Annotated in this window: 19 protein-coding genes, 1 rRNA gene and 1 riboswitch; of the genes, 13 read left to right on the plus strand and 7 right to left on the minus strand. The window is 56.0% G+C overall.

The window, feature by feature from the left end; all coding sequences use genetic code 11:
* Nucleotides 1-77, plus strand: a 5S ribosomal RNA gene (gene rrf, locus NNN71_RS25270); the annotation flags it as partial.
* Nucleotides 78-189: 112 nt separating this feature from the next.
* Here the strand turns inward: rrf and NNN71_RS14620 are convergent.
* Nucleotides 190-642, minus strand: coding sequence for an acetyltransferase (locus NNN71_RS14620; protein WP_271458790.1), 453 nt, complete (start codon nucleotides 640-642; stop codon nucleotides 190-192).
* Between the two features lie 159 nt (nucleotides 643-801).
* Between NNN71_RS14620 and metA the strand changes: the two genes are divergently transcribed.
* The 4 genes from metA to aceK all read left to right on the plus strand — a co-directional run bounded on the left by metA (nucleotide 802) and on the right by aceK (nucleotide 6,827).
* Nucleotides 802-1,731 carry a homoserine O-acetyltransferase MetA gene (gene metA, locus NNN71_RS14625; RefSeq protein ID WP_163447568.1) on the plus strand — a complete coding sequence of 310 codons (930 nt, stop codon included), beginning with the start codon at nucleotides 802-804 and terminating at the stop codon, nucleotides 1,729-1,731.
* A gap of 271 nt (nucleotides 1,732-2,002) precedes the next feature.
* Nucleotides 2,003-3,604 carry a malate synthase A gene (gene aceB, locus NNN71_RS14630; RefSeq protein ID WP_271458791.1) on the plus strand — a complete coding sequence of 534 codons (1,602 nt, stop codon included), beginning with the start codon at nucleotides 2,003-2,005 and terminating at the stop codon, nucleotides 3,602-3,604.
* Nucleotides 3,605-3,635: 31 nt separating this feature from the next.
* Nucleotides 3,636-4,940 carry an isocitrate lyase gene (gene aceA, locus NNN71_RS14635; protein ID WP_163447566.1) on the plus strand — a complete coding sequence of 435 codons (1,305 nt, stop codon included), beginning with the start codon at nucleotides 3,636-3,638 and terminating at the stop codon, nucleotides 4,938-4,940.
* 102 nt (nucleotides 4,941-5,042) lie between these two features.
* A complete protein-coding gene (gene aceK, locus NNN71_RS14640; RefSeq protein WP_163447575.1) occupies nucleotides 5,043-6,827 on the plus strand; it encodes a bifunctional isocitrate dehydrogenase kinase/phosphatase in 1,785 nt (594 codons plus the stop codon).
* 51 nt (nucleotides 6,828-6,878) lie between these two features.
* Here aceK and iclR read toward each other — a convergent pair whose 3' ends face one another.
* Nucleotides 6,879-7,706, minus strand: a complete 828-nt coding sequence (gene iclR / locus NNN71_RS14645) for a glyoxylate bypass operon transcriptional repressor IclR (protein WP_271458792.1) — start codon at nucleotides 7,704-7,706, stop codon at nucleotides 6,879-6,881.
* A 198-nt stretch (nucleotides 7,707-7,904) separates the two neighbouring features.
* Here iclR and metH point away from each other — a divergent pair, with 198 nt between their 5' ends.
* Both metH and NNN71_RS14655 read left to right on the plus strand, forming a co-directional pair.
* Nucleotides 7,905-11,588, plus strand: coding sequence for a methionine synthase (gene metH / locus NNN71_RS14650; protein ID WP_271458793.1), 3,684 nt, complete (start codon nucleotides 7,905-7,907; stop codon nucleotides 11,586-11,588).
* Nucleotides 11,589-11,779: 191 nt separating this feature from the next.
* Nucleotides 11,780-13,411 carry a Na/Pi cotransporter family protein gene (locus tag NNN71_RS14655; protein ID WP_167577131.1) on the plus strand — a complete coding sequence of 544 codons (1,632 nt, stop codon included), beginning with the start codon at nucleotides 11,780-11,782 and terminating at the stop codon, nucleotides 13,409-13,411.
* A gap of 156 nt (nucleotides 13,412-13,567) precedes the next feature.
* Here NNN71_RS14655 and pepE read toward each other — a convergent pair whose 3' ends face one another.
* Entirely contained in the window at nucleotides 13,568-14,257 is a 690-nt protein-coding gene (gene pepE, locus NNN71_RS14660; protein ID WP_163447574.1) for a dipeptidase PepE, read from the minus strand.
* Nucleotides 14,258-14,471: 214 nt separating this feature from the next.
* On the opposite strand from pepE, the gene NNN71_RS14665 reads away from it, so the two are divergent.
* From NNN71_RS14665 to rluF, 3 genes are all read left to right on the plus strand, one after another.
* Nucleotides 14,472-14,831: a type II toxin-antitoxin system RelE/ParE family toxin gene (locus tag NNN71_RS14665; RefSeq protein ID WP_163447562.1), complete on the plus strand. Its 360-nt coding sequence runs from the start codon at nucleotides 14,472-14,474 to the stop codon at nucleotides 14,829-14,831.
* Nucleotides 14,821-15,138, plus strand: coding sequence for a helix-turn-helix domain-containing protein (locus NNN71_RS14670; protein ID WP_163447561.1), 318 nt, complete (start codon nucleotides 14,821-14,823; stop codon nucleotides 15,136-15,138). The genes NNN71_RS14665 and NNN71_RS14670 overlap by 11 nt, the downstream gene beginning before the upstream one ends.
* Before the next feature lie 124 nt (nucleotides 15,139-15,262).
* On the plus strand, nucleotides 15,263-16,135 hold the full coding sequence (gene rluF, locus NNN71_RS14675) for a 23S rRNA pseudouridine(2604) synthase RluF (RefSeq protein WP_271458794.1): 873 nt from the start codon (nucleotides 15,263-15,265) through the stop codon (nucleotides 16,133-16,135).
* Here rluF and NNN71_RS14680 read toward each other — a convergent pair.
* The 3 genes from NNN71_RS14680 to rtcR all read right to left on the minus strand — a co-directional run bounded on the left by NNN71_RS14680 (nucleotide 16,132) and on the right by rtcR (nucleotide 19,164).
* Nucleotides 16,132-16,404, minus strand: coding sequence for a DUF3811 domain-containing protein (locus NNN71_RS14680; RefSeq protein WP_064546605.1), 273 nt, complete (start codon nucleotides 16,402-16,404; stop codon nucleotides 16,132-16,134). The genes rluF and NNN71_RS14680 overlap by 4 nt on opposite strands.
* Before the next feature lie 141 nt (nucleotides 16,405-16,545).
* Nucleotides 16,546-17,472, minus strand: a complete 927-nt coding sequence (gene panS / locus NNN71_RS14685) for a ketopantoate/pantoate/pantothenate transporter PanS (protein WP_167577129.1) — start codon at nucleotides 17,470-17,472, stop codon at nucleotides 16,546-16,548.
* 111 nt (nucleotides 17,473-17,583) lie between these two features.
* Nucleotides 17,584-19,164 carry an RNA repair transcriptional activator RtcR gene (gene rtcR / locus NNN71_RS14690; RefSeq protein WP_271458795.1) on the minus strand — a complete coding sequence of 527 codons (1,581 nt, stop codon included), beginning with the start codon at nucleotides 19,162-19,164 and terminating at the stop codon, nucleotides 17,584-17,586.
* A gap of 451 nt (nucleotides 19,165-19,615) precedes the next feature.
* Between rtcR and NNN71_RS14695 the strand changes: the two genes are divergently transcribed.
* On the plus strand, nucleotides 19,616-20,743 hold the full coding sequence (locus NNN71_RS14695; RefSeq protein WP_271458796.1) for a slipin family protein: 1,128 nt from the start codon (nucleotides 19,616-19,618) through the stop codon (nucleotides 20,741-20,743).
* Between the two features lie 8 nt (nucleotides 20,744-20,751).
* Entirely contained in the window at nucleotides 20,752-21,537 is a 786-nt protein-coding gene (locus NNN71_RS14700) for a nucleotidyltransferase domain-containing protein (protein ID WP_271458799.1), read from the plus strand.
* 86 nt (nucleotides 21,538-21,623) lie between these two features.
* Here NNN71_RS14700 and lysC read toward each other — a convergent pair whose 3' ends face one another.
* On the minus strand, nucleotides 21,624-22,973 hold the full coding sequence (gene lysC / locus NNN71_RS14705; protein ID WP_271458797.1) for a lysine-sensitive aspartokinase 3: 1,350 nt from the start codon (nucleotides 22,971-22,973) through the stop codon (nucleotides 21,624-21,626).
* Nucleotides 22,974-23,088: 115 nt separating this feature from the next.
* A riboswitch (Lysine riboswitch) is annotated at nucleotides 23,089-23,286 on the minus strand.
* Between the two features lie 244 nt (nucleotides 23,287-23,530).
* On the opposite strand from lysC, the gene pgi reads away from it, so the two are divergent.
* The gene (gene pgi / locus NNN71_RS14710) at nucleotides 23,531-25,180 is read left to right on the plus strand and encodes a glucose-6-phosphate isomerase (protein ID WP_271458798.1); all 1,650 of its coding nucleotides are present in this window, start codon (nucleotides 23,531-23,533) and stop codon (nucleotides 25,178-25,180) included.
* Nucleotides 25,181-25,323 lie beyond the last annotated feature (143 nt).

The following is a 25,323-nucleotide window of genomic DNA, read 5'->3' on the forward strand; positions in this document are numbered from 1 at the left end:
CCGAACTCAGAAGTGAAACGCCGTAGCGCCGATGGTAGTGTGGGGTCTCCCCATGCGAGAGTAGGGAACTGCCAGGCATCAATTAGTGAAGAAGCCCATCCTGACGGATGGGCTTTTTTGCGTCTGTGCGAAATGAAAATGCAGTGAAATCCCGGGCGACAGCTGCTCTGGTCGCCCGGATGAGGCGTGTTAAGCCGACTCTGCTGATGCACCACAATAACGTAAATGCAGCAGCGGATAAGGTCTCCCATGATCGTCCGTCTCTGACCGCCCGGTCACGACAAACCCCATCTTCTGGTAAAACCCTACCGCCTGATCATTCTGCTCGTTCACGTCGGTGGTCAGGTCGGGGATCAGCGATAACGCATGTTCAACCAGCTTTCGTCCCACCCCGCTACCCCGAGCATCCGGATCGACAAACAGTGCCTCCAGATGGTGCTCTGACAGCAGCATGAATGCTAAAGGCACATTATTGGCATCTGCCGCCACCCAAAGCGGCGCTTCAGGTAAAAATGTCCGTACCTGTATCTCAATCTCCGCTCTATCCTGCGCGGACAAGAAATCATGCGTCGCATCCACCGAACGACACCATATTTCCACTAATCGTTCGCCTTCATGGCGCTGAGAACGTCGAATAATCACTTCATTTACTCCCTTTCGAATCGTTTCCGCATTCTACCGCAATCGTAATTGAAACTTTCTCACCTTTAACATGCAGACTCGACATTTCACTGAATTCTGGGTATCGTTAGGTGTCTGGATGTCTAAACGTTTATACGTATGCTGTGAGGTAATAAGGTTATGCCGATTCGGGTGCAGGACGAGCTACCAGCCGTCAAGTTCTTGCGTGATGAGAACGTCTTTGTGATGACCACGTCGCGTGCTACAGGTCAGGAAATTCGTCCTCTGAAGGTGCTGATCCTGAACCTGATGCCAAAGAAGATAGAGACAGAAAACCAGTTCTTACGTCTGCTGTCAAACTCTCCGCTACAGCTGGATATTCAGCTACTGCGTATTGATGCGCGTGAATCGCGTAATACGCCAACTGAGCATTTGAACAACTTTTACTGTAATTTCGACGACATTCGCGACCAGAACTTCGATGGTCTGATCGTCACCGGCGCACCGCTGGGCCTGGTCGAATTTAATGATGTTGCCTACTGGCCGCAGATTCAGCAGGTGCTGGAGTGGGCTAAAGATCACGTCACATCGACGCTGTTTGTCTGTTGGGCGGTACAAGCCGCGCTGAATATTCTGTACGGGATTCCTAAGCAAACCCGCGACGACAAGCTTTCCGGTGTCTATGAGCATCATATTCTGCATCCTCATGCCCTGCTAACCCGCGGTTTTGATGATTCTTTCCTGGCGCCCCATTCGCGCTACGCCGACTTCCCTGCGAAGCTGATTCGTGATTTTACCGACCTGGAAATCCTCGCGGAAACCGCTGACGGCGACGCCTATCTGTTTGCCAGCAAAGATAAACGCATTGCCTTCGTAACGGGCCATCCGGAATACGATGCTCATACTCTGGCGAGTGAATATTTCCGCGATGTGGATGCCGGCCTGAGTCCGGAAGTGCCCTATAACTACTTCCCCAAAGATGACCCGCAAAACAAACCTCGTGCCACCTGGCGTAGCCACGGTAACCTTCTGTTTGCGAACTGGCTCAACTACTACGTCTACCAGATCACGCCATACGATCTGCGGAATATGAATCCAACGTTGGATTGATCCGCTACTCTTCACGATCCTAAAGCGTTTCAGCATGCTCAATCAGGCACCTTCGGGTGCCTTTTTTGTTTCCGAAATGCACCCCATACAGCCATAAATTTTTAATTCTAATCTAATCAATGTCTTGTAATTATTTTAATTTAAAAATGGAAATTGTTTTTGTTTTTTTAATTTTATTGATTAGGCTTAAAAACGTTGAGCGAAAACTACACAACGATCGTCCGCTCACCTGACGGGGAAACTATTCGGATCACTCACGAGGAGCTGCACCATGACACAACAAGCCACAACAACCGATGAACTGGCTTTTCTGAAGCCTTATGGCGAGCAGGAACAGCAGGTTTTAACTGCGGAAGCGGTGGAATTTCTGACCGAACTCGTGACCCGATTTACGCCAAAACGCAATAAGCTGCTGGCAGCGCGCATTCAGCAGCAACAGGATATTGACGACGGCAAGCTGCCAGATTTTATTTCGGAAACCGATTCCATTCGTAATGGCGATTGGCAGATACGCGGCATTCCAGCCGATCTGCAGGACCGCCGCGTTGAAATTACCGGCCCCGTTGAACGCAAAATGGTGATCAACGCCCTGAACGCTAACGTCAAAGTGTTCATGGCCGATTTTGAAGACTCATTAGCGCCGGACTGGAACAAAGTGATCGAAGGGCAGATCAACCTGCGTGACGCGGTCAATGGCACTATCAGCTACACCAACGAAGCAGGGAAAATCTATCAGCTCAAGCCGAACCCCGCGGTGCTGGTTTGTCGCGTACGCGGCCTGCACCTGCCGGAAAAACACGTCACCTGGCGCGGTGAAGCCATTCCGGGCAGCCTGTTTGACTTTGCGCTGTACTTTTTCCACAACCACAAAGCGCTGTTAGCCAAAGGCAGCGGTCCCTATTTCTACCTGCCGAAAACCCAGGCGTGGCAGGAAGCGGCCTGGTGGAACGATGTGTTCTGCTATGCCGAAGATCGCTTCAACCTGCCGCGCGGGACTATCAAAGCCACGCTGCTGATTGAAACCCTGCCAGCCGTGTTCCAGATGGACGAAATTCTCCACGCCCTGCGCGACCATATTGTTGGCCTGAACTGTGGTCGTTGGGATTACATCTTCAGCTATATCAAAACGTTGAAGAACCACCCGGACCGCGTTTTGCCGGATCGTCAGGTCGTCACCATGGATAAACCGTTCCTCAGCGCCTATTCACGGCTGTTGATTAAAACCTGTCACAAACGCGGCGCGTTCGCGATGGGCGGCATGGCGGCGTTTATCCCGCACAAAGATGCCGAGTGCAACGCGCAGGTGCTGAATAAGGTGAAGGCGGATAAATCACTGGAAGCCAATAACGGCCATGACGGTACCTGGGTTGCCCATCCTGGTCTTGCTGATACTGCCATGGCGGTGTTTAACGAGGTGCTGGGCGATCGCCCAAACCAGCTTTCTGTTTCCCGCGCCACCGACGCGCCGATTACCGCCGAACAGCTGCTGGCACCGTGCGACGGTGAACGCACTGAAGAGGGGATGCGCGCCAATATTCGCGTGGCGGTCCAGTACATCGAGGCGTGGATCTCCGGCAACGGCTGCGTACCGATTTATGGCCTGATGGAAGATGCGGCCACTGCCGAAATCTCCCGTACCTCTATCTGGCAGTGGATCCATCACCAGAAAACCCTCAGCAACGGCAAACCGGTAACCAAGCCGCTGTTCCGCCAGATGCTGGCGGAAGAACTGCAGGTAATTAAAGGCGAGCTGGGCGAAGCCCGCTTCAATGGCGGCCGTTTTGACGATGCCGCGCGCCTGATGGAGCAAATCACCACTTCCGACGAACTGATCGACTTCCTGACCCTGCCGGGCTACCGCCTGCTGGCGTAATTCACCACATAACAATATGGAGCATCTGCACATGAAAACTCGTACTCAACAAATCGAAGCATTACAACAAGAATGGACGCAGCCACGTTGGGAAGGCATCAAGCGCCCCTACAGCGCGGAGGAAGTGGTGAAACTGCGCGGTTCGGTCAACCCGGAGTGCACGCTGGCGCAGTTGGGCGCGGCCAGAATGTGGCGCCTGCTGCACGGTGAAGCGAAAAAGGGCTACGTTAACAGCCTTGGCGCGCTGACCGGCGGCCAGGCGTTACAGCAGGCGAAGGCGGGCATTGAGGCGATTTACCTCTCTGGCTGGCAGGTCGCGGCGGACGCGAACCTGGCGTCAAGCATGTACCCGGATCAATCGCTCTATCCTGCGAACTCAGTGCCTGCGGTGGTCGATCGGATCAACAACACTTTCCGCCGTGCGGATCAGATCCAGTGGGCGAACGGTATCGAGCCAAACGATCCGCGCTACGTTGATTATTTCCTGCCGATCGTTGCCGATGCGGAAGCGGGTTTCGGCGGGGTGCTGAACGCCTTTGAACTGATGAAATCGATGATTGCGGCCGGTGCAGCGGCGGTACACTTTGAAGATCAGCTGGCGTCGGTGAAGAAATGCGGTCATATGGGCGGCAAAGTGCTGGTGCCCACGCAGGAAGCGGTTCAGAAACTGGTCGCCGCACGTCTGGCGGCCGACGTGATGGGCGTACCGACCCTGCTGATTGCGCGTACCGATGCCGATGCGGCGGATCTCATCACCTCCGATTGCGACCCGTACGATAGCGACTTCATCACCGGCGAACGCACCAGCGAAGGCTTCTACCGTACTCGCGCAGGCATTGAACAAGCTATCAGCCGCGGCCTGGCGTATGCGCCGTACGCCGACCTGGTGTGGTGTGAAACCTCCACGCCGGACCTGGAACTGGCGAAGCGCTTTGCCGATGCTATCCACGCGAAATACCCTGGCAAACTGCTGGCCTACAACTGCTCGCCGTCGTTCAACTGGCAGAAAAAGTTGGACGACAAAACCATCGCCAGCTTCCAGCAGCAGCTGTCTGACATGGGCTACAAATACCAGTTCATCACACTGGCCGGTATCCACAGCATGTGGTTCAACATGTTCGACCTGGCGCACTCTTACGCGCAGGGCGAGGGGATGAAGCACTACGTTGAGAAGGTTCAGCAGGCCGAGTTCGCGGCGGCGAAAGATGGCTACACCTTCGTTTCTCACCAGCAAGAGGTGGGCACCGGCTACTTCGATAATGTCACCACCATTATCCAGGGCGGAACCTCCTCGGTGACCGCGCTGACCGGTTCGACCGAAGAATCGCAGTTTTGATTTATGCCCGGTGGCGCTGCGCTAACCGGGCCTACAACGCAATGTAGGCCGGATAAGCGAATGCGCCATCCGGCATGACTCGGTGCCGGATGGGGAAACATGATGACGCGAGGCCTGGAATTACTGATTGCGCAGACCATTTTGCAGGGATTTGACGCCCAGTACGGGCGTTTTCTGGAAGTGACTTCCGGCGCACAGCAACGGTTTGAACAGGCCGACTGGCATGCCGTGCAGCAGGCGATGAAAAGCCGTATCCATCTGTACGACCATCACGTGGGGTTGGTGGTCGAACAGCTGCGCTGCATTACCGATGGCAAAAGTACTGACGCCGATTTTTTGCTGCGCGTAAAGGCGCAGTACACCCGTTTGTTGCCGGATTACCCTCGCTTCGAGATTGCGGAGAGCTTTTTTAATTCCGTCTATTGCCGGTTATTTGACCACCGCTCGCTGAGTCCCGAGCGGTTATTTATTTTCAGCTCGCAGCCCGAGCGTCGCTTTCGCGCGATTCCCCGACCGCTCGCGAAGGATTTCTTCCCGGACGCTGGCTGGGAAGCGGTGATTTTCAAAATGCTCAGCGATTTACCCCTGCGTCTGCCCTGGCAGAATAAGTTTCGCGATGTGGGCTATATCATGGCGCATCTGAGCGAAACGCTGGACGTCGAGACGCTACGTCAGTCGCACCTGCAAATCGCTAATGAGCTGTTTTATCGCAACAAAGCCGCATGGCTAATCGGCAAGCTCATCACGCCGACCGGCACGCTGCCGTTTCTCATACCCATTCACCGCACCGAAGAAGGGGAGTTGTTCGTCGATACCTGCCTGACCACCACGGTTGAGGCCAGTATCGTCTTCGGTTTTGCCCGCTCCTACTTTATGGTGTACGCGCCGCTGCCTGCGGCTCTGGTGGAATGGCTGCGCGAAATTTTGCCGGGCAAAACCACCGCCGAGCTCTATATGGCGATTGGCTGTCAGAAGCACGCCAAAACCGAAAGCTATCGTGAATACCTGAACTACATCGCTAACGCCAATGAACAATTTATTGAAGCGCCGGGCATTCGCGGCATGGTGATGCTGGTGTTTACGCTGCCGGGCTTCGACCGGGTGTTTAAAGTCATAAAAGACAAGTTTGCCCCGCAAAAAGAGATGTCCGCCGCGCACGTCCGCGCCTGCTACCAGTTGGTGAAGGAACATGACCGTGTCGGGCGGATGGCTGATACTCAGGAGTTTGAAAATTTCGTGCTGGAAAAACGGCAGATAGATCCGGCGCTGATGGCGCTTTTGTTGCAGGAAGCGCCGGAAAAGATCGTCGACATGGGCGATAAAATTGCCATTAGCCATCTGTATATTGAACGGCGGATGGTGCCGCTCAATCTCTGGCTGGAACAGGTAGAAGGGCAACCGCTACGCGACGCGATTGAAGAATACGGCAACGCTATCCGCCAGCTTGCTGCCGCCAATATCTTCCCAGGCGACATGCTGTTTAAGAATTTCGGCGTCACCCGGCACGGACGCGTGGTGTTCTACGATTATGACGAGATTTGTTATATGACGGAGGTAAACTTCCGCGATATACCGCCGCCGCGCTATCCGGAGGACGAGCTAGCGAGCGAGCCCTGGTACAGCGTGTCGCCGGGCGATGTGTTCCCGGAAGAGTTTCGCCACTGGCTGTGCGCCGACCCGCGCATCGGGCCGCTGTTTGAAGAGATGCACGCCGACCTGTTTAGCGCCGACTACTGGCGTGGCCTACAGACGCGCATTAAAAATGGGCACGTGGAGGATGTTTATGCCTACCGCCGCCGCCAGCGGTTCAGCGTGCGCTATGAAACCGACCGTAGGCCGGATAAGGCGCTTTCGCCGCCATCCGGCGAGGTGCGCCGATCTGCCTGATGGCGCTACGCTTATCAGGCCTACCGAAGATGCCCCAACGGGGCATTTTGTTTATCGAATCCCGCCGTAGGCCAGCGTCACCTCTTTCGCCGCTTTAATCACCATCGCGCCAAACTCGGTCACGCGGTCATCGGTAATGCGGGAAATCGGCCCGGAAATCGAGATAGCGGCAAACGGCTCGCGGTGCTCATCATAAATGCATGACGCCACGCAGCGCAGGCCCAGCGCATGCTCTTCATCGTCAAATGAATAGCCGCGCTTGCGCGTCTGGGCCAAATCGTCTTTCAGATGCAGCGGCGACACCAGCGTCGCATGCGTATAAGCGTGCAGCCCTTTGCGGTGCAGCAGACTGGTGACTTCTTCTTCACTCAACTGGGATAAAAACGCTTTGCCGGCGCCGGAGGCGTGCATTGGCAGTTTGCCGCCGATCGGCGCGGACATGCGCATCAACTGCGTACACTGCACCTGATCGATAATAATCGCCTGATGATCGCTCTTATCGAGCACCGCCAGATTGACCGTCTCGCCGGAGTCTTCCATCAGCTGGCGCAGAATCGGGTGCACAATCGCCAGCAGATTACGGCTTTGCAGGAAGCTGCTGGCGACGATAAACGCATGCGCGCCCACCGCCCAATGGCCGAGTTCACCAACCTGACGCACGAAGCCTAACTGCTGCATGGTGGTGAGTAAACGGTGCGTGGTGGAGTTAGGAAGGCCAGCCTGCTGCGCCAGTTCGGTGAGCGCCACGCTGCTGTGTGATTCCGCGATCCACTCTAACAGTTTGAGGCCGCGGGTGAGCGACTGCACCTGGCCCGTTGCGGCGGCGGCAGTTGCCGGGGCGGGTTTTCTACCGCGTTTTGCAGGAACGTTGGCGACCATCGCGACTCCTTTCTGTATCGTGGAAATTATTTTCGTTTTTATTGATTATAATACAACCGTTCGTCTTACTGCTCCGATGAGTCATGCTGAACATGTCTCATGTAGACCGTTGTTCTCTTTTCCGCCACCCCGCTTTATGCCAGTATGGTCTATTGCCTATTTGGGTCTGGATTTCGTAGAGCGGTGTCGGGAGTGCCTGTGAGCAGCAAAGTGGAGCAACTGCGTGCGCAGTTAAATGAACGTATTCTGGTTCTGGATGGGGGCATGGGCACCATGATCCAGGGCTATCGTCTGAGCGAGCAGGACTTCCGCGGCGAACGCTTCGCCGACTGGCCTTGCGACCTGAAGGGAAACAACGACCTGCTGGTGCTCAGCAAGCCGGAGGTGATCGCGGCTATCCATCACGCCTACTTCGAGGCGGGGGCGGATATCATCGAAACCAACACCTTCAACTCCACCACTATCGCCATGGCCGATTACCAGATGGAATCGCTGTCGGCGGAAATCAACTTTGCGGCGGCGAAGCTGGCGCGCGCGGCGGCCGATGAATGGACAGCGCGTACGCCGAACAAACCGCGCTACGTCGCGGGCGTGCTCGGCCCAACCAACCGTACGGCGTCTATCTCGCCCGACGTCAATGACCCGGCGTATCGCAACATTACTTTTGATCAGCTGGTGGCCGCCTATCGCGAATCCACCAAAGCGCTGGTGGAAGGTGGCAGCGACCTGATCCTGATTGAAACCGTCTTCGACACCCTCAACGCCAAAGCGGCGGTGTTTGCGGTGAAAGAAGAGTTTGAAGCGCTGGGCGTTGATCTGCCGATCATGATTTCCGGCACCATTACCGACGCTTCTGGCCGTACGCTCTCCGGCCAAACCACGGAAGCGTTCTACAACTCCCTGCGTCATGCCGACGCGCTAACTTTCGGCCTCAACTGCGCCCTCGGCCCGGATGAGCTCCGCCAGTACGTGCAGGAGCTGTCACGCATTGCCGAATGCTACGTCACCGCGCACCCGAACGCCGGCCTGCCGAACGCTTTCGGCGAGTACGACCTCGACGCCGACACCATGGCAACGCAAATCCGCGAATGGGCCGAAGCGGGCTTCCTCAACGTGGTTGGCGGCTGCTGTGGCACCACGCCGGAGCATATTGCGGCGATGAGCCGGGCGGTGGATGGCTTGCCACCGCGTAAGCTGCCAGAGATTGCGGTCTCCTGCCGTCTGTCCGGCCTGGAGCCGCTGAATATTGGCGACGACAGCCTGTTTGTGAACGTCGGCGAACGTACCAACGTCACCGGCTCGGCGAAGTTTAAGCGCCTGATCAAAGAAGAGAAATACAGCGAAGCGCTGGATGTCGCCCGTCAGCAGGTGGAAAGCGGCGCGCAGATTATCGATATCAACATGGATGAGGGGATGCTCGACGCTGAAGCGGCGATGGTGCGCTTCCTCAACCTGATTGCCGGCGAGCCGGATATCGCCCGCGTGCCGATTATGATCGACTCCTCGAAATGGGAAGTTATCGAAAAAGGGCTGAAGTGCATTCAGGGTAAAGGCATCGTGAACTCCATCTCAATGAAAGAGGGCGTAGAGCCGTTTATTGAGCATGCGAAAAAAGTCCGCCGCTACGGCGCAGCCGTGGTGGTGATGGCTTTTGACGAAGTGGGCCAGGCCGACACCCGTGAACGCAAAATTGAGATTTGCCGTCGCGCCTACAAGATTTTGACTGAAGAGGTGGGCTTCCCGCCGGAAGACATCATTTTCGACCCGAATATCTTTGCCGTCGCCACCGGTATTGAAGAGCACAACAACTACGCGCAGGACTTTATCGGCGCCTGTGAGGACATCAAACGCGAGCTGCCGCACGCGCTGATTTCCGGCGGCGTGTCTAACGTTTCCTTCTCGTTCCGCGGCAACGACCCGGTACGTGAAGCTATCCACGCGGTATTCCTCTACTACGCCATTCGCAACGGCATGGACATGGGCATCGTCAACGCCGGACAGCTGGCTATCTACGACGACCTTCCCGCCGAACTGCGCGATGCGGTTGAAGACGTGATCCTCAACCGCCGTGAAGACGGCACCGAACGTCTGCTGGAGCTGGCCGAGAAATACCGCGGCAGCAAAACCGACGAAGCTGCCAACGCCCAGCAGGCGGAATGGCGTAGCTGGGACGTGAAAAAGCGTCTCGAATACTCGCTGGTGAAGGGCATTACCGAATTTATCGAACTCGACACCGAAGAGGCGCGCCAGCAGGCTGAACGCCCGATTGAAGTGATCGAAGGGCCGCTGATGGACGGCATGAACGTGGTCGGCGACCTGTTTGGCGAGGGCAAAATGTTCCTGCCGCAGGTGGTGAAATCGGCCCGCGTAATGAAGCAGGCGGTGGCCTACCTCGAACCGTACATTGAAGCCAGCAAAGAGAAAGGTTCCAGCAACGGCAAGATGGTCATCGCCACGGTGAAAGGCGACGTGCACGATATCGGTAAAAATATCGTCGGCGTGGTGCTGCAGTGCAACAACTACGAAATTATCGATCTCGGCGTGATGGTGCCAGCGGATAAAATCCTCAAAACGGCGAAAGAGGTGAACGCGGATCTGATCGGTCTCTCTGGCTTGATTACGCCGTCGCTGGATGAAATGGTCAACGTGGCAAAAGAGATGGAGCGCCAGGGCTTCACCATCCCACTGCTCATTGGCGGCGCGACAACGTCGAAAGCGCACACGGCGGTGAAAATTGAGCAGAACTACAGCGGCCCGACGGTTTACGTGCAGAACGCTTCGCGTACCGTCGGCGTGGTAGCGGCGCTGCTCTCCGACACTCAGCGCGACGATTTTGTTGCCCGTACGCGCAAAGAGTACGAAACCGTACGTATCCAGCACGGGCGTAAGAAACCGCGTACCCCGCCGGTCACGTTAGCCGCGGCGCGGGAAAACGATCTCGCGTTTGACTGGGAAAGTTACACCCCGCCGGTCGCACATCGTTTAGGCGTGCAGGAAGTCGAGGCCAGCATCGAAACGCTGCGCAACTATATCGACTGGACGCCGTTCTTTATGACCTGGTCGCTGGCCGGGAAGTATCCGCGCATTCTTGAAGATGAAGTGGTGGGGGAAGAGGCGAAGCGCCTGTTCAAAGACGCCAATGAGATGCTGGACCAGTTGAGCGCCGAGAAATCCCTCAACCCGCGCGGCGTCGTTGGCCTGTTCCCGGCTAACCGCGTGGGCGATGACGTGGAAATCTATCGCGATGAAACGCGTTCGCAGGTGCTGACCGTGAGCCGTCATCTACGCCAGCAGACCGAGAAAGTGGGTTTTGCCAACTACTGTCTGTCGGACTTCGTGGCGCCGAAAACCTCCGGCAAAGCGGACTATATCGGTGCCTTCGCCGTTACCGGCGGGCTGGAAGAAGATGCGCTGGCCGAGGCGTTTGAAGCGCAGCACGATGATTACAACAAGATCATGGTGAAGGCGATTGCCGACCGCCTGGCGGAAGCCTTTGCCGAGTACCTGCACGAGCGCGTGCGTAAGGTTTACTGGGGCTATGCGCCGAACGAAAACCTGAGCAACGAAGAGCTGATTCGCGAAAACTACCAGGGCATTCGCCCGGCGCCGGGCTACCCGGCCTGTCCGGAGCACACCGAAAAAGGCACCATCTGGGAACTGCTGGACGTGGAAGCCCACACCGGCATGAAGCTGACGGAATCCTTCGCCATGTGGCCCGGTGCATCGGTTTCCGGCTGGTATTTCAGCCACCCGGATAGCAAGTACTATGCGGTCGCGCAGATTCAACGCGATCAGGTTGAGGACTACGCGCAGCGTAAAGGGATGAGCGTAGCGGAAGTGGAGCGCTGGCTGGCACCAAACCTGGGTTACGATGCCGACTGATTCACAGAATCGTCATCTTTCCTTACAACTAACAGGGCGCTCTATGAGCGCCCTGTCTCTTTATTGCGCGTAAACCCTTATACTGGAAGAAGGTTCGCGAGCGCGGTTTGCCTGTTAAGCGCAGCGCCATCTGGCATGATGTCAGTCTAACGAACCTCAGGAACCTATAACGATAAGGAGAAGCTGATTCCGTGTTAACTCTGCTACACCTGCTTTCCGCCGTCGCGCTGTTGGTGTGGGGTACCCATATTGTGCGCACCGGCGTGATGCGTGTATTTGGCGCGCGTCTGCGTACCGTGCTCAGCCGCAGCGTGGAGAAAAAGCCGCTCGCCTTCTGTGCGGGTATCGGCGTTACCGCGCTGGTACAAAGCAGCAATGCCACCACTATGCTGGTGACATCCTTTGTTGCCCAGGATCTTGTGGCCCTGACGCCCGCGCTGGTGATCGTGCTTGGCGCCGACGTGGGGACCGCGCTAATGGCGCGTATCCTGACCTTCGATCTCTCGTGGCTGTCGCCGCTGCTGATTTTTATCGGCGTCACCTTCTTCCTGGGCCGCAAGCAAACCCGCGAAGGGCAGTTGGGCCGCGTGGGTATCGGTCTGGGGCTGATTCTGCTGGCGCTGGAGCTGATTGTGCAGGCGGTCACGCCAATCACTCAGGCCAACGGCGTGCAGGTCATTTTTGCTTCGCTGACCGGTGATATTCTGCTGGATGCGCTGATTGGCGCCGTGTTCGCCATCATCAGCTACTCGAGCCTGGCCGCCGTGCTGCTGACCGCCACGCTGACCACCGCCGGGGTCATCTCCTTCCCGGTGGCGCTGTGTCTGGTGATTGGCGCCAACCTGGGTTCGGGACTGTTGGCCATGCTCAACAACAGCGCCGCTAACGCCGCCGCCCGCCGTGTGGCGCTGGGTAGCCTGCTGTTTAAGCTGGTGGGTAGCCTGATTATTCTGCCGTTCGTCCACGTGCTGGCGACCACGATGCAGAAGCTGCCGCTGGCGGAATCCGAACTGGTTATCTACTTCCACGTTTTCTACAACCTGATCCGCTGTGTGGCGATGGTGCCGTTTGCCGAGCCCATGGCGCGTTTCTGTAAACGCCTGATCCGCGATGAGCCAGAGCTGGAAGCGCACCTGAAGCCCAAACATCTGGATGTTACCGCACTTGATACCCCCACGCTGGCGTTGGCTAACGCCGCACGTGAGACGCTGCGCATTGGTGATGCCACCGAGCAGATGCTGGACGGGCTAAAGAAGGTGATGCACGGCGAACCGCGCGAAGAGAAAAACCTGCGCAAACAGGCGGATGATATCAACGTGCTCTACACCGCCATCAAGCTCTACCTGGCGCGAATGCCGAAAGACGAGCTGGCGGAAGAGGAGTCCCGGCGCTGGGCGGAGATTATCGAAATGTCGCTGAACCTTGAACAGGCCTCCGATATCATTGAACGGATGGGCAGCGAGATTGCCGACAAGTCGCTGGCCGCGCGCCGCGCCTTCTCGGTTGAGGGGCTGAAAGAGCTGGAAGCGCTCTATGAACTGCTGCTGAGCAACCTTCAGTTGGCGATGTCGGTGTTCTTCTCCGGCGATGTCACCAGCGCCCGCCGTCTGCGTCGCAGTAAACACCGTTTCCGTATTCTGAACCGCCGCTACGCGCACGCGCACGTCGATCGTCTGCATCAGCAGAACGTACAAAGTATTGAAACCAGCACCCTGCATCTGGCGCTGCTGGGGGATATGCAGCGTTTGAACTCGCTGTTCTGTTCGGTGGCTTACAGCGTGCTGGAGCAGCCGGATGAAGACGATGAGCGCGACGATTACTAGCCTAAACCCGGCCTCGGCTGGGCGACCTTGTAGGCCGGATAAGGCGTTCACGCCGCCATCCGGCAATGTGCGCCGAATAGCCTGATGGCGCTGCGCTTATCAGGCCTATGGTTTGTAGCCCGGGCGAGGCGTTTACGCCGACCCCGGGTTTATGGCTCAGAAGCGGTGCCCTTCCTCCAGCGCTACGGCTTCCTCACCCGCTTTAAATACGTAGGTCGTGCGCGGCCCGCCAAGCGTCGCCTCGCCGTTAGCCACCTCAATCCAGTTGCCTTCCGGCAGACCAATCACCGTTAACTCCGGCGCGACAACCAACAGCTCGCGAATGCGCTGTTCGCGGGTTTCGCCTTTATGCCCTTCGGGCAACGCATTGGTAAAGTGCGGGTTAATCTGTAGCGGGAACAGACCGAGCGCGTCAAAGCCCTGCGGGTCGACAATGGGCATATCGTTGGTGGTGCGAATGGTCGGACAGGCGAGGTTAGCGCCCGCGCTCCAGCCGATATACAGCGCCCCGCGTTTGACCACGTCGACAATCGGAGCCAGTAGCCCGCGCTGACGGCTCTCTTTGAGCAACTGGAAGGTGTTGCCGCCGCCGACAATGACCAGCTCGGCGTTTTCAATCGCTGAAACCGGATCGGCCACGGTATGAATGCCGGTGACCGATACGCCCAACGGCGCCATCACGGCCGCGGTTTTCGTGGTGTATTCATCCCAGGTCTGCGTCACGCCAGCAAACGGAATAAACACCGCGCGACGGCGGCCATTGAGCCGCGCCTCAATCAGCGGCAGCGCGTGTTCCAGCCAGGCTTTGCCCGGCAGCGTTGAGTTACTCAGCAGAAGCAGTTCCATCATTTCTCCCATTCATTAGAAAATTATCAATCGACGCAGGATGTTACCATCCTGAGCCCGATCGCTTACTGATGCAGTTCACGATGTTGCAGTAGATAGTCTGGAAGACGCCTCGCAGATTGTCATTGTGACCCATGCCGTACCTGGATCGTTGATTTATTCTCCTGCTAAACAATGGCTATTTATACCTATATGGATATAATCAGGAGGCGGGATGGCAAAACCGCTTTATTGGGTTGGGCAGTCCAGAAAGGATCTGCGAATGATGCCCGAACATGTACAGGATACGTTTGGTTTTGCGTTATGGCTTGCTCAGCAGGGGAAACAACATCCCCAAAGTAAACCTCTGAAAGGGTTTGGTAGCGCAGGCGTGATCGAGGTTGTCGAGGATTTTCACGGTAATACCTGGCGCGCGGTTTACACCATAAAATTCAGAGGGGCGGTATACGTACTGCACGCTTTCCAGAAAAAGTCTTCGTCGGGTAAAGCAACGCCCAAGCCTGACATCGATCTTATTTACCAACGGCTAAAGGCCGCTCAGCGACACGCGCAGGAGAGTTTAAATGGCACATGAAGTCAAAATGAGTCGCGGCAATATCTATGCCGATCTCGGCGCAGATGATGCCGATGAGATGTTGCTGAAGGCACAGCTTGCGTTAGCTATCAGCGAGATCCTACAAAGTAAAAAACTGACCCAGCAGCAGGCGGCGAAAATACTCGGTATGACGCAGCCTAAGCTTTCTAATCTGCTGCGTGGTCAATTTCGTGGGATCAGCGAAGCAAAAATGCTCGAATGCCTGGTAAAACTCGGACGTGATGTCGAGATCGTGGTGGGGAAAAACAGCGTTGAGCATGGATCGCTGAAAGTCAGCTTTAGCTAAGCCCCTGGCATCTGCTCTGGCAAACGCCGCTGGTCCACTGGGGGCGCGATATCGCAACGATTTGCAGTGGGCTATTTTTTCTCACCCGCAAGGTGAGGTATATTTCGCTGCCAAAGGAGAACTTATGCTGACAGACTCATCAACCCGATTAAATAAATATATCAGCGAAAGCGGTATCTGCTCGCGCCGCGAGGCGGATCGCTTTATTGAACAAGGCAACGTTTTTATCAACGGTAAGCGTGCCACGATAGGCGATCAGGTGAAGCCGGGCGACGTTGTGAAAGTCAACGGTCGGTTGATTGAGCCGCGTGAAGCGGATGATTTAGTGCTGATTGCGCTGAATAAGCCTGTCGGTATTGTCAGCACCACCGAAGACGGCGAGCGTGACAACATCGTCGACTTCGTTAACCACAGCAAACGCGTGTTCCCGATTGGCCGTCTGGATAAAGACTCCCAGGGGCTGATTTTCCTCACCAACCATGGCGACCTGGTCAATAAGATCCTGCGTGCGGGCAACGACCACGAAAAAGAGTATCTGGTCACGGTCGATAAGCCCGTCACCGATGATTTTATTCGCGGTATGGGTGCGGGCGTACCGATTCTCGGCACCGTGACGAAGAAATGTAAGGTGAAGAAAGAGGCGCCGTTTGTCTTCCGCATCACCCTTGTGCAGGGGCTGAACCGGCAGATTCGCCGCATGTGCGAACACTTTGGTTATGAAGTCACTAAGCTTGAGCGTACGCGCATTATGAACGTTAGCCTGACGGGGATTCCGCTGGGCGAGTGGCGTGACCTGACGGACGATGAACTCATCGATCTCTTTAAACTGATTGAAAACTCTTCTTCCGAAGCCAAACCAAAAGCGAAAACTAAACCGAAAACGGCGGGTATTAAGCGCCCGGTGGTGAAGATGGAAAAAACCAGCGATAAGCCAGCTCGCCCGGCGGGTAATGGTAAACGCTTCACCGCGCCGGGACGTAAAAAGAAAGGGCGTTAACGTCTGCCGCGCGTCGGCGTATTCGCCGACCAGGAGAACGAACTTTCGGAATCCGGTTTATAAGCCTGCTGTTTCTTCAACTGGCGGGCTTTTTTTGCGTCTGCTTCACGCTGCACCATCAGCTTATCGATGTACTCCTTTTTCACGCTGTTGGTCTCTGCGTTGGTCAGCGGACGACCATGCGCAATGCGCGCACGGTCGAGCAGCGTTTTCAGCTCACGCTGTTCGCGCTCGGTCATCTCTTTTTGCGTAATGCGGGGGAGTGCCATAGGGGTGCCCTCTGTCGGATGGTGCAACCAGTGTACGGCAAAGGGCGAAGGCTGTGTAGGCCGGATAAGGCGTTTACGCCGCCATCCGGCAATGCGCTTGCAGTGTGCCCGATGGCGCTACGCTTATCGGACCTACAGCGGTTATTGTTGCTTTTTCTTCTCGATAGGCTTCCCGGACCAGTATCCCGCCAGCAGCGAACCCGACAGGTTATGCCACACCGAGAACAACGCGCCAGGCAGCGCCGCCAGCGGCCCGAAGTAAATTTTACCCAGCGCGGCGGCCAGCCCGGAGTTTTGCATCCCGACTTCAATCGCCAGCGTGCGGCAGGTGGACTCATCGAAGCCAAACAGTTTCCCGCCCCAGTAGCCGCCGAGCAGGCCAATGGTGTTGTGCAGAATCACCGCGATAATCACTACGAAACCAACCGAGGCAATATGCGAGGCGGAACCGGCAACGACCGCGCTGATGATGGCCAGAATACAGACCATGGAGAAGGCGGGGAGATAGGGCTCTACCGCTTTCACCACGCGCGGGAACAGGTGATGAATCACCAGACCGAGCGCAATTGGAATCACCACAATTTGCAGAATGCTCAGCAGCATACCCATGACATCGACCTGAATATGGGCATCCACATACAGCCGGGTCAGCAGCGGCGTGGCGACCACGCCAACCAGCGTGGAGACCGACGAGATGGTGACGGACAGCGCCACGTCACCCTTCGCCAGATAGATCATCACGTTAGACGCCGTTCCGCTGGCGACGCTGCCGACCAGCACCATCCCGGCAGACAGCTCCGGCGGCATATGAAAAATCAGCGCCAGCAGCCATGCGGCGAGCGGCATCACCAGATAGTGCAGGAAGATCCCAGCCGCCACCGGCGCGGGGCGTGACAGTACGCGCTTAAAATCGTCGACCTTAAGATGCACGCCCATGCCGAACATAATCAGCATCAGCAGCGACGGCACCAGCGGGCCAATCGGCGTAAAGGTGGTTGGCGTGAAGTAGGCAATAACAGAGAGCAGCAGCGCCCATAACGGGAACAGCCGGGTGATAGCGGCGAGCATATTGTATTCCTTGCGAACTAGTCGTGTTGTGTTGTTATAAAAAAGCCGGGTTCGAGCCCGGCTATAGTTATTATTTATCGTGTGTTCGAATTTTATTCAAACAAATTATGTTCATGTTCCAGAATGCAGGCTTTCCCAACTCAGCCCAAAACGCGCCAGATATTTGCGTAAGCGGTCAGCGTCATTCGGATTGGTTTTTTTCTGCCGGGAGACGGCAAACAGCTCGCGACCCGCTTCGGATAGCGATGCGCTACGGCGACATACGTCGAGCACAGTTTCTAACTGGCGTCGGTCAAACAGGTCAATTTCTCTTTCCAGCACTGGGGACGATACCGCTATCTGCCAGCTCTCCTGCAAGAGCAAGATCTCTTCTTCAACTAGCGCTAGCGTGATGCGCCCCTGCTCGGCTAGTGTGGCCATGCGCGCGATGGAGGAGCTGAGCTCACGGAAGTTGCCGCGCCACTGCGCCTGAGCTGAACAGGCGAAGGCCAGATAGCGCTCGCGGGCCTCTTTATCAAAGCGAATTTGCGTCTGTTTGAGGCTGGAGAAGCGCTGTAGTTCGTACTCAATATTGGGGGCAATATCTTCCCGCCGCTCTGCCAGGCCGGGCAGGGTAAAGCGCCACATATTGATACGTGCGTAGAGATCTTCCCGGAAACGGCCTTCTGCCACCCATTGCTGCATATCGCGATGTGTACCGGCGATCAGCTGGAAATCGCTGTGAACCTCTTTATCGCTGCCAAAGGGGAAAAAGGTTTTTTCCTCAATGGCTTTCAGCAGCATTGCCTGTTCATCCAGCCCCAATTCGGCGATCTCATCCAGAAATAACACGCCGCCATCGGCTTCACGTAATAGCCCGCTGCGTGGGGTTAGCGCCCCGGTAAACGCCCCTTTGACGTGCCCGAATAACGTCGACATCGCATTGTCTCCACGAAGGGTGGCGCAGTTGACCGCCACCAGTTTTCCCGCGACGAGATGGCGTGATTGACGTAGCTGGAATATCCGTTTCGCGAGGAAAGATTTCCCCGCCCCGGTGGGGCCGGTCAGCAGAATCGGATCGGTGGAGCGAAGCGCCACCCGTTCGATGCGGTCGATGAGTTTATTGAAGGTCGCGTTGCGGGTATCAATCCCGTCTTTCAGAAAAGAGATCGACTGCGCTTGTTCACGTTGGAAGCGGCTGGTCAGGGTGGAATAGCGGTTTAAATCCAGATCGATAACCGAACAGATGCCTGCGGCGACGGCCTCATCGGATGAACCACTCGGTGCCGGGCTGGATTGCAACAAGCAGGCCGGAAGATAGCGAGCCTCCGTGAGCAGGAACCAGCAAATCTGCGCCACGTGGGTACCGGTAGTGATATGTACCAGGTACTCTTCGTTTTCGGTATCAAACTTATAGCGGGTTGCGAAGTCGAGGAATGCGGCGTAAACCTCTTCAAAATCCCATGGATCGTTAATCGTCACGGCGTGAGGCTGTACGTGGGTATGAGGAGATAGCAAGGCAACATCTTCCATCAGCCTTTGCGCCATGCTCTCATCGCGCGGTTGATAGAGTAGCTCCAGCCGGTCGATGGGGAAATCCGGCTGTTGGCAGATCCCGACCGTGGGGCGCCATTTTTTGAACCGATTTGCCCGTTTACCGCGCTTATCCAGCACCGTTCCCAGCACGCCAATGACTACCCGCCGTTTTTTCATGATTTATCCAAAAGAATAAGCTTCGATATCTAAAGATAAAAAACCAGCGTAAGTCTGGCAATCACCAATACAGGTAATAAAAATAAAATGATTGTTAATCAGATGGTTAGAAAATAATTTCGTTAATGTCTCTTTCTGGCACGCTTCTGGCAATACCTGATATGTCAACAACGCTGAAAACGCAGGGGGTTAAACCTCGCCGGCGCTTCGGAAACGGCAGTGGCTGTATTTCCGACGCGTTCCGTCAGCCGAAGACACACAGTGGGTTCGATTCCCAATTTCATCTTCCAAATGAAAACTGGTTGTTAATCATAGGTATAAATCGAGGTGGTATGTCGTTCGTCCACCTCAAAACAGGCTGCCGGTAATGATGCCGTGCGACAGGCAAAAAGGAATTCCCCTGCCGCTTCGCCCCAGCACCCGCGCCTGACTCACAGTAAGGAAGAAAAGCATGATGAAGAAAATAACCATCCGTAAAGGACAGCTCGGCCTGGTATCCCATAACGGCGATTACCAGCGGGTGCTGGAAGCTGGTGAGCACCGTTTACCGTGGTTTAACACGCCCGATGTGCTAGTTGTGAACACCGATGGCAGTGAAGTACCGGAGGCACTGGCGACCTATTTACGCCGATTCCAGCCTGAGTGGGTAGCCCATTACTGCCTGGCGGTAGATTTAAATGACACAGAAGCCGGTGCGTTGTATATCAACGATATCTTGCACGAGATATTGCCGCCCGCTACGCGTCGGCTTTACTGGCGTGCCGATGAGGCATTAGCGCTGGTTCGTCTGGATACACGTCAGGTGCAGGTGCCAACGGAGATTATGAATGCGGTATTACAACCTCGCCGAAGCGGTACGGTAAAAGGGCGCGAAGCGATGTTAACGGTTCAGGTTCCGGCATGGCATGTGGGGGTCCTCAAAATTGACGGCGAGACGCAGGCGCTGCTGCCGCCGGGTCTGACGGCATACTGGAAGGTGAACCATCTGATTGACGCGGAAACGGTCGATACTCGCTTGCAGGCACTGGAAGTGAGTGGGCAGGAGATTCTGACCAAAGATAAGGTCAACCTGCGCCTTAATCTGGCGGCAAACTGGCGGTATCACGATGTGCTGCAGGCGTTTGGGCAACTGACTAAACCGGTAGAGCACTTGTACCGCGAACTACAGTTTGCGCTGCGTGAAGCGGTCGGTACGCGAACGCTGGATGCGCTGCTGGAAGATAAGCAGGTTATTGATGATGTGGTGAGTGCGCAGGTGAAAAAACGCGTCGCGCCGTTTGGTATTGAGGTGGCGTCGCTGGGCGTGAAGGATATCGTACTGCCTGGCGATATGAAGACTATTTTATCGCAGTTGGTTGAAGCCGAAAAATCGGCGCAGGCCAACGTGATACGTCGACGCGAAGAGACGGCCGCCACTCGCTCGTTGCTGAACACGGCGAAGGTGATGGAAAACAACCCGGTTGCGCTACGTTTAAAAGAGCTGGAAACCCTCGAAAGAGTGGCGGAGCGCATTGATAAAATCTCGGTATTCGGTGGTCTTGACCAGGTTCTCCATGGCCTTGTGAACATAAAAGGATAATAACAATGATGCGAGAAAATGGCGTTGATGCGACGATGCGCGAGCGCGTGTTGCAGCAGCTAAAAGCGGTGGAGCAGCGCGACAATGTCAGGGTGCTGTACGCGTGTGAATCCGGGAGCCGCGGGTGGGGATTTGCCTCGCCAGACAGCGATTATGACGTTCGATTTTTGTACGTCCACCTGCCTGAATGGTACCTGCGCGTTGAGGCTCCACGGGATGTTATTGAGCTGCCCATCGATGATGAACTGGATGTCTGCGGCTGGGAGTGGCGTAAAGCGCTGGGCTTACTCAAAGGGGCTAACCCAACGCTGATCGAGTGGCTGGACTCTCCGATCGTCTACCAGCAGGATGAGGCAACGATTGATGCGTTAAAAGCGCTGGTACCAAAATGGTTCTCTCCGCTGCGAGCACGTTGGCACTACTATTCGATGGCGCGAAAGAACTTCCGTGGCTATCTGCAGGGCGGAGAAGTCAGGCTAAAAAAATACTTCTACGTACTGCGTCCGCTGCTGGCCGTGCGTTGGGTTGAAGCGGGGAAGGGGGTTCCGCCAATGCGTTTTGCAGATTTGCTGGCGGGAAGCGAGCTGGATGCGTCGCTGCACCAGGAGATAGATGAACTGCTTGAGCGTAAACAGCGTGCGGGTGAAGCGATGTATGGTCCGCGTCGACCGCTGCTACATGCGTTTATCCTGGCTGAACTGGCGCGCGGTGAAACGCCGCCGGCGCTGCCTGATAGCCGTGAAGGTGATATCAGCGAGTTAGATCAATTGCTGATGACTACGGTGATGCGATGAGTGGGATACAGCCCGATGGCGCAACGCGATCGGGCGGGTATCAACAACGGTAAGCCGGACTGGCTCTTTGCTATCCGGCTTTTTTGTTATTCAAACAGATTATGGTGAAGTTTCTGCACCACCTGCTCCGCTTCGGTGCCCGGCACCAGGAAACACAGGTTATGGCTGGAAGCGCCATAGCAGATCATGCGGATGTTGAACGGCTCCAGCACGCCAAACACCTCTTTACCCACGCCGCAGGCTTTCGACAGGTCGTTACCAATCAGCGCGATCAGCGCCAGATTTTCTTCTACCTCGACGCGGCACAGCGCCGACAGCTCCATCAGCAGTGACTGCGTCAGCAGCGTGTCGCCGGTTGAGGTGGAACCCGTGGTGTCGAGCGTCAGCGCGACGCTGACTTCCGAGGTGGTGATCAGATCCACCGAAATATTGTGACGCGCCAGGATGCCAAATACCTCAGCGAGGAAACCGCGTGAGTGCAGCATGTTCAGGCTGTGCAGAGTCAGCAGCGTCTGCTTGCGACGCAGCGCCAGCGCGCGGAACAGCGGTGGATTAGCGGTTTCGTTGCACACCAGCGTGCCACCTGCTTTCGGGTCTTTGCTTGAGCCGACAAACACCGGGATATCACTGCGCACGGCAGGCAGCAGCGTGGCCGGGTGCAGCACCTTCGCGCCGAAGGTCGCCAGCTCGGCGGCCTCCTCAAAAGCGATTTCATCAATACGTTTGGCTGCCGGTACCACGCGCGGGTCGGTGGTGTAGATGCCGGGGACGTCGGTCCAGATATCCACGCGAGTCGCGTGCAGCGCTTCGCCGAGCAGTGCCGCGGTATAGTCGCTGCCGCCGCGGCCAAGCGTAGTGGTACGGCCCTTGCTCTCGCTGCCGATAAAGCCCTGGGTAATCACCAGTCCTTCGCTCAGACGCGGTGCCAGCTGCTGGGTCGCCAGTTCTGAAAGCGCGGCAACGTCCGGCTCGGCGCGGCCAAAGCGGTCGCTGGTGCGCATGACTTTACGCACGTCAAACCACTGTGCGGCAACCTGACGCTCACGCAAAATTTCAACGAATAAGAGGGTCGACATCAATTCGCCGTGGCTGACCAGTTCGTCAGTTAGCGCGGTTGAGGTTTCTGCCGAGGCGGCTTCCGCCAGCGCGGCGAGATTTTCCAGCAGACGTTCAATTTCGTCGCGGATTACGGCCGGATTGGCCAGACGTTCCAGTACGGCGTTCTGAATGGCGCGGATAGCGTCCAGCTTCGCCTGACGTTCCGCGGGCTCCAGCCCTTCGGCCAGCGCAACCAGCAGGTTGGTAATGCCCGCCGAGGCAGACAGCACCACGAGACGCACGTTAGCGTCGGAGAGCACCACGTCGGCGCTGCGATTCATAGCGTCAAAATCGGCTACGCTGGTTCCGCCAAATTTGGCGACTACTAATGCTGTCATAAATAACCTCGTGTCAGGGGAGGCCGGGTTGATATAAACCGGACCAAATTATTCAGCCTTGGCACAAGGGAAGAGCGGAAGACGGGTGGGCGCAGAGCACTAGACGACTACGATATCACCCAGAAGTGCTCCACCACTTGTGAAACGCGCGACTGCGAACGTTTCTGGTGACAACCCAGGGGATTCAGCCCCTGTAGCCGATGAGGAACGCAACCTGTTGTTCACTCATCTCGGCGTTGCTCCCCCTCAGGTGTTTTCACAGGATGGGTTCCTCTAACACCGTTTACCTGGACAACGCGCCTCTTCTGGCCTGCGCACGCGCAGGTAGTACATTTATAAATAAAGGGTTAGCAGGTCGCTTGTCAACGCCGGGGTTATGCGGATTTTTCATGCAGGCAGGCGCCCCAGAAATGGGGCTTATAAAGACTATACTTTTGTCTGTTTTGTGCACGATTTTGTCACCCTGAGGGGGGATAACATTAAAACCATCACAATTTTTTGTGGCAGGCGCTACAATCGAGGACAGTTTCGATTCTTAAATCAGAAGGGTATTGCTAATGAAAAACATCAACCCAACGCAGACCGCTGCGTGGCAGGCACTACAGAAACACTTCGATGAAATGAAGGACGTTACCATTGCGGAACTGTTCGCCAAAGATGGCGACCGTTTTAGCAAGTTTTCCGCAACCTTCGACGATCAGATGCTGGTGGACTTCTCCAAAAACCGCATCACCGAGGAAACGCTGGCGAAGCTGCTGGATCTGGCAAAAGAGACCGATCTGAGCGGCGCGATTAAGTCCATGTTCTCCGGCGAAAAGATCAACCGCACCGAAGATCGTGCCGTGCTGCACGTGGCGCTGCGTAACCGCAGCAATACCCCGATTATCGTTGACGGCAAAGACGTGATGCCGGAAGTGAACGCGGTGCTGGAGAAGATGAAAGCTTTCTCTGAAGCGATCATCTCGGGTCAGTGGAAAGGTTACACCGGTCAATCCATTACCGACGTGGTCAACATCGGTATCGGCGGCTCCGATCTTGGCCCATTCATGGTGACTGAAGCGCTGCGCCCGTACAAAAATCACCTCAACATGCATTTCGTGTCCAACGTTGACGGTACCCACATCGCCGAAGTGCTGAAAACGCTGAACCCGGAAACCACCTTGTTCCTGGTGGCGTCCAAAACCTTCACGACTCAGGAAACCATGACTAACGCCCACAGCGCGCGCGACTGGTTCCTGGCGAGCGCGGGCGACCAGAAGCACGTGGCCAAACACTTTGCGGCGCTGTCCACCAATGGTAAAGCGGTGGGTGAGTTCGGTATCGATACCGCGAACATGTTCGAGTTCTGGGACTGGGTTGGCGGTCGTTACTCTCTGTGGTCGGCGATCGGTCTGTCGATTATCCTGTCCGTAGGCTTCGACAACTTCGTGCAACTGCTGTCCGGCGCGCATGCGATGGATAAACACTTCTCCACCACCCCGGCGGAGAAAAACCTGCCGGTGCTGCTGGCGCTGGTTGGCATCTGGTACAACAATTTCTTCGGCACCGAAACTGAAGCGATTCTGCCGTACGACCAGTATATGCACCGCTTCGCGGCGTACTTCCAGCAGGGCAACATGGAGTCTAACGGTAAGTACGTCGACCGTAACGGCAACAAGGTTGAACACCAGACCGGCCCAATCATCTGGGGCGAACCGGGTACCAACGGCCAGCACGCGTTCTATCAGCTGATTCACCAGGGCACCAAAATCGTACCGTGCGATTTCATCGCTCCGGCCATCAGCCACAACCCGCTGTCCGACCACCATCCGAAGCTGCTGTCTAACTTCTTCGCCCAGACCGAAGCGCTGGCGTTCGGTAAATCCCGCGAAGTGGTTGAGCAGGAATACCGCGATCAGGGTAAAGATCCGGCAACCCTGGACTACGTGGTGCCGTTCAAAGTGTTCGAAGGCAACCGTCCGACCAACTCCATCCTGCTGCGCGAAATCACCCCGTACAGCCTGGGGGCGCTGATTGCCATGTATGAACACAAAATCTTCACCCAGGGCGCAATCCTCAACATCTTCACCTTCGACCAGTGGGGCGTTGAGCTGGGCAAACAGCTGGCAAACCGCATCCTGCCGGAGCTGAACGATGATAGCGCCGTCGACAGCCACGACAGCTCGACCAATGGCCTGATCAACCGTTATAAATCCTGGCGCGCGTAAGGTTATATATTCTCAATGCCGGCATCCTGCCGGCATTTTTTTGTCAGATAATTCTGTATATCCTGAAATTCCGCATTATATTTATATTGAGCATAATCCTAAATATCCCATTAACTTACCTTACCTTTCGGATTTTCCGTATA

Source organism: Kluyvera sp. Awk 3, from assembly GCF_028069715.1.
Classification (GTDB): Bacteria; Pseudomonadota; Gammaproteobacteria; order Enterobacterales; family Enterobacteriaceae; genus Kluyvera; species Kluyvera georgiana_A.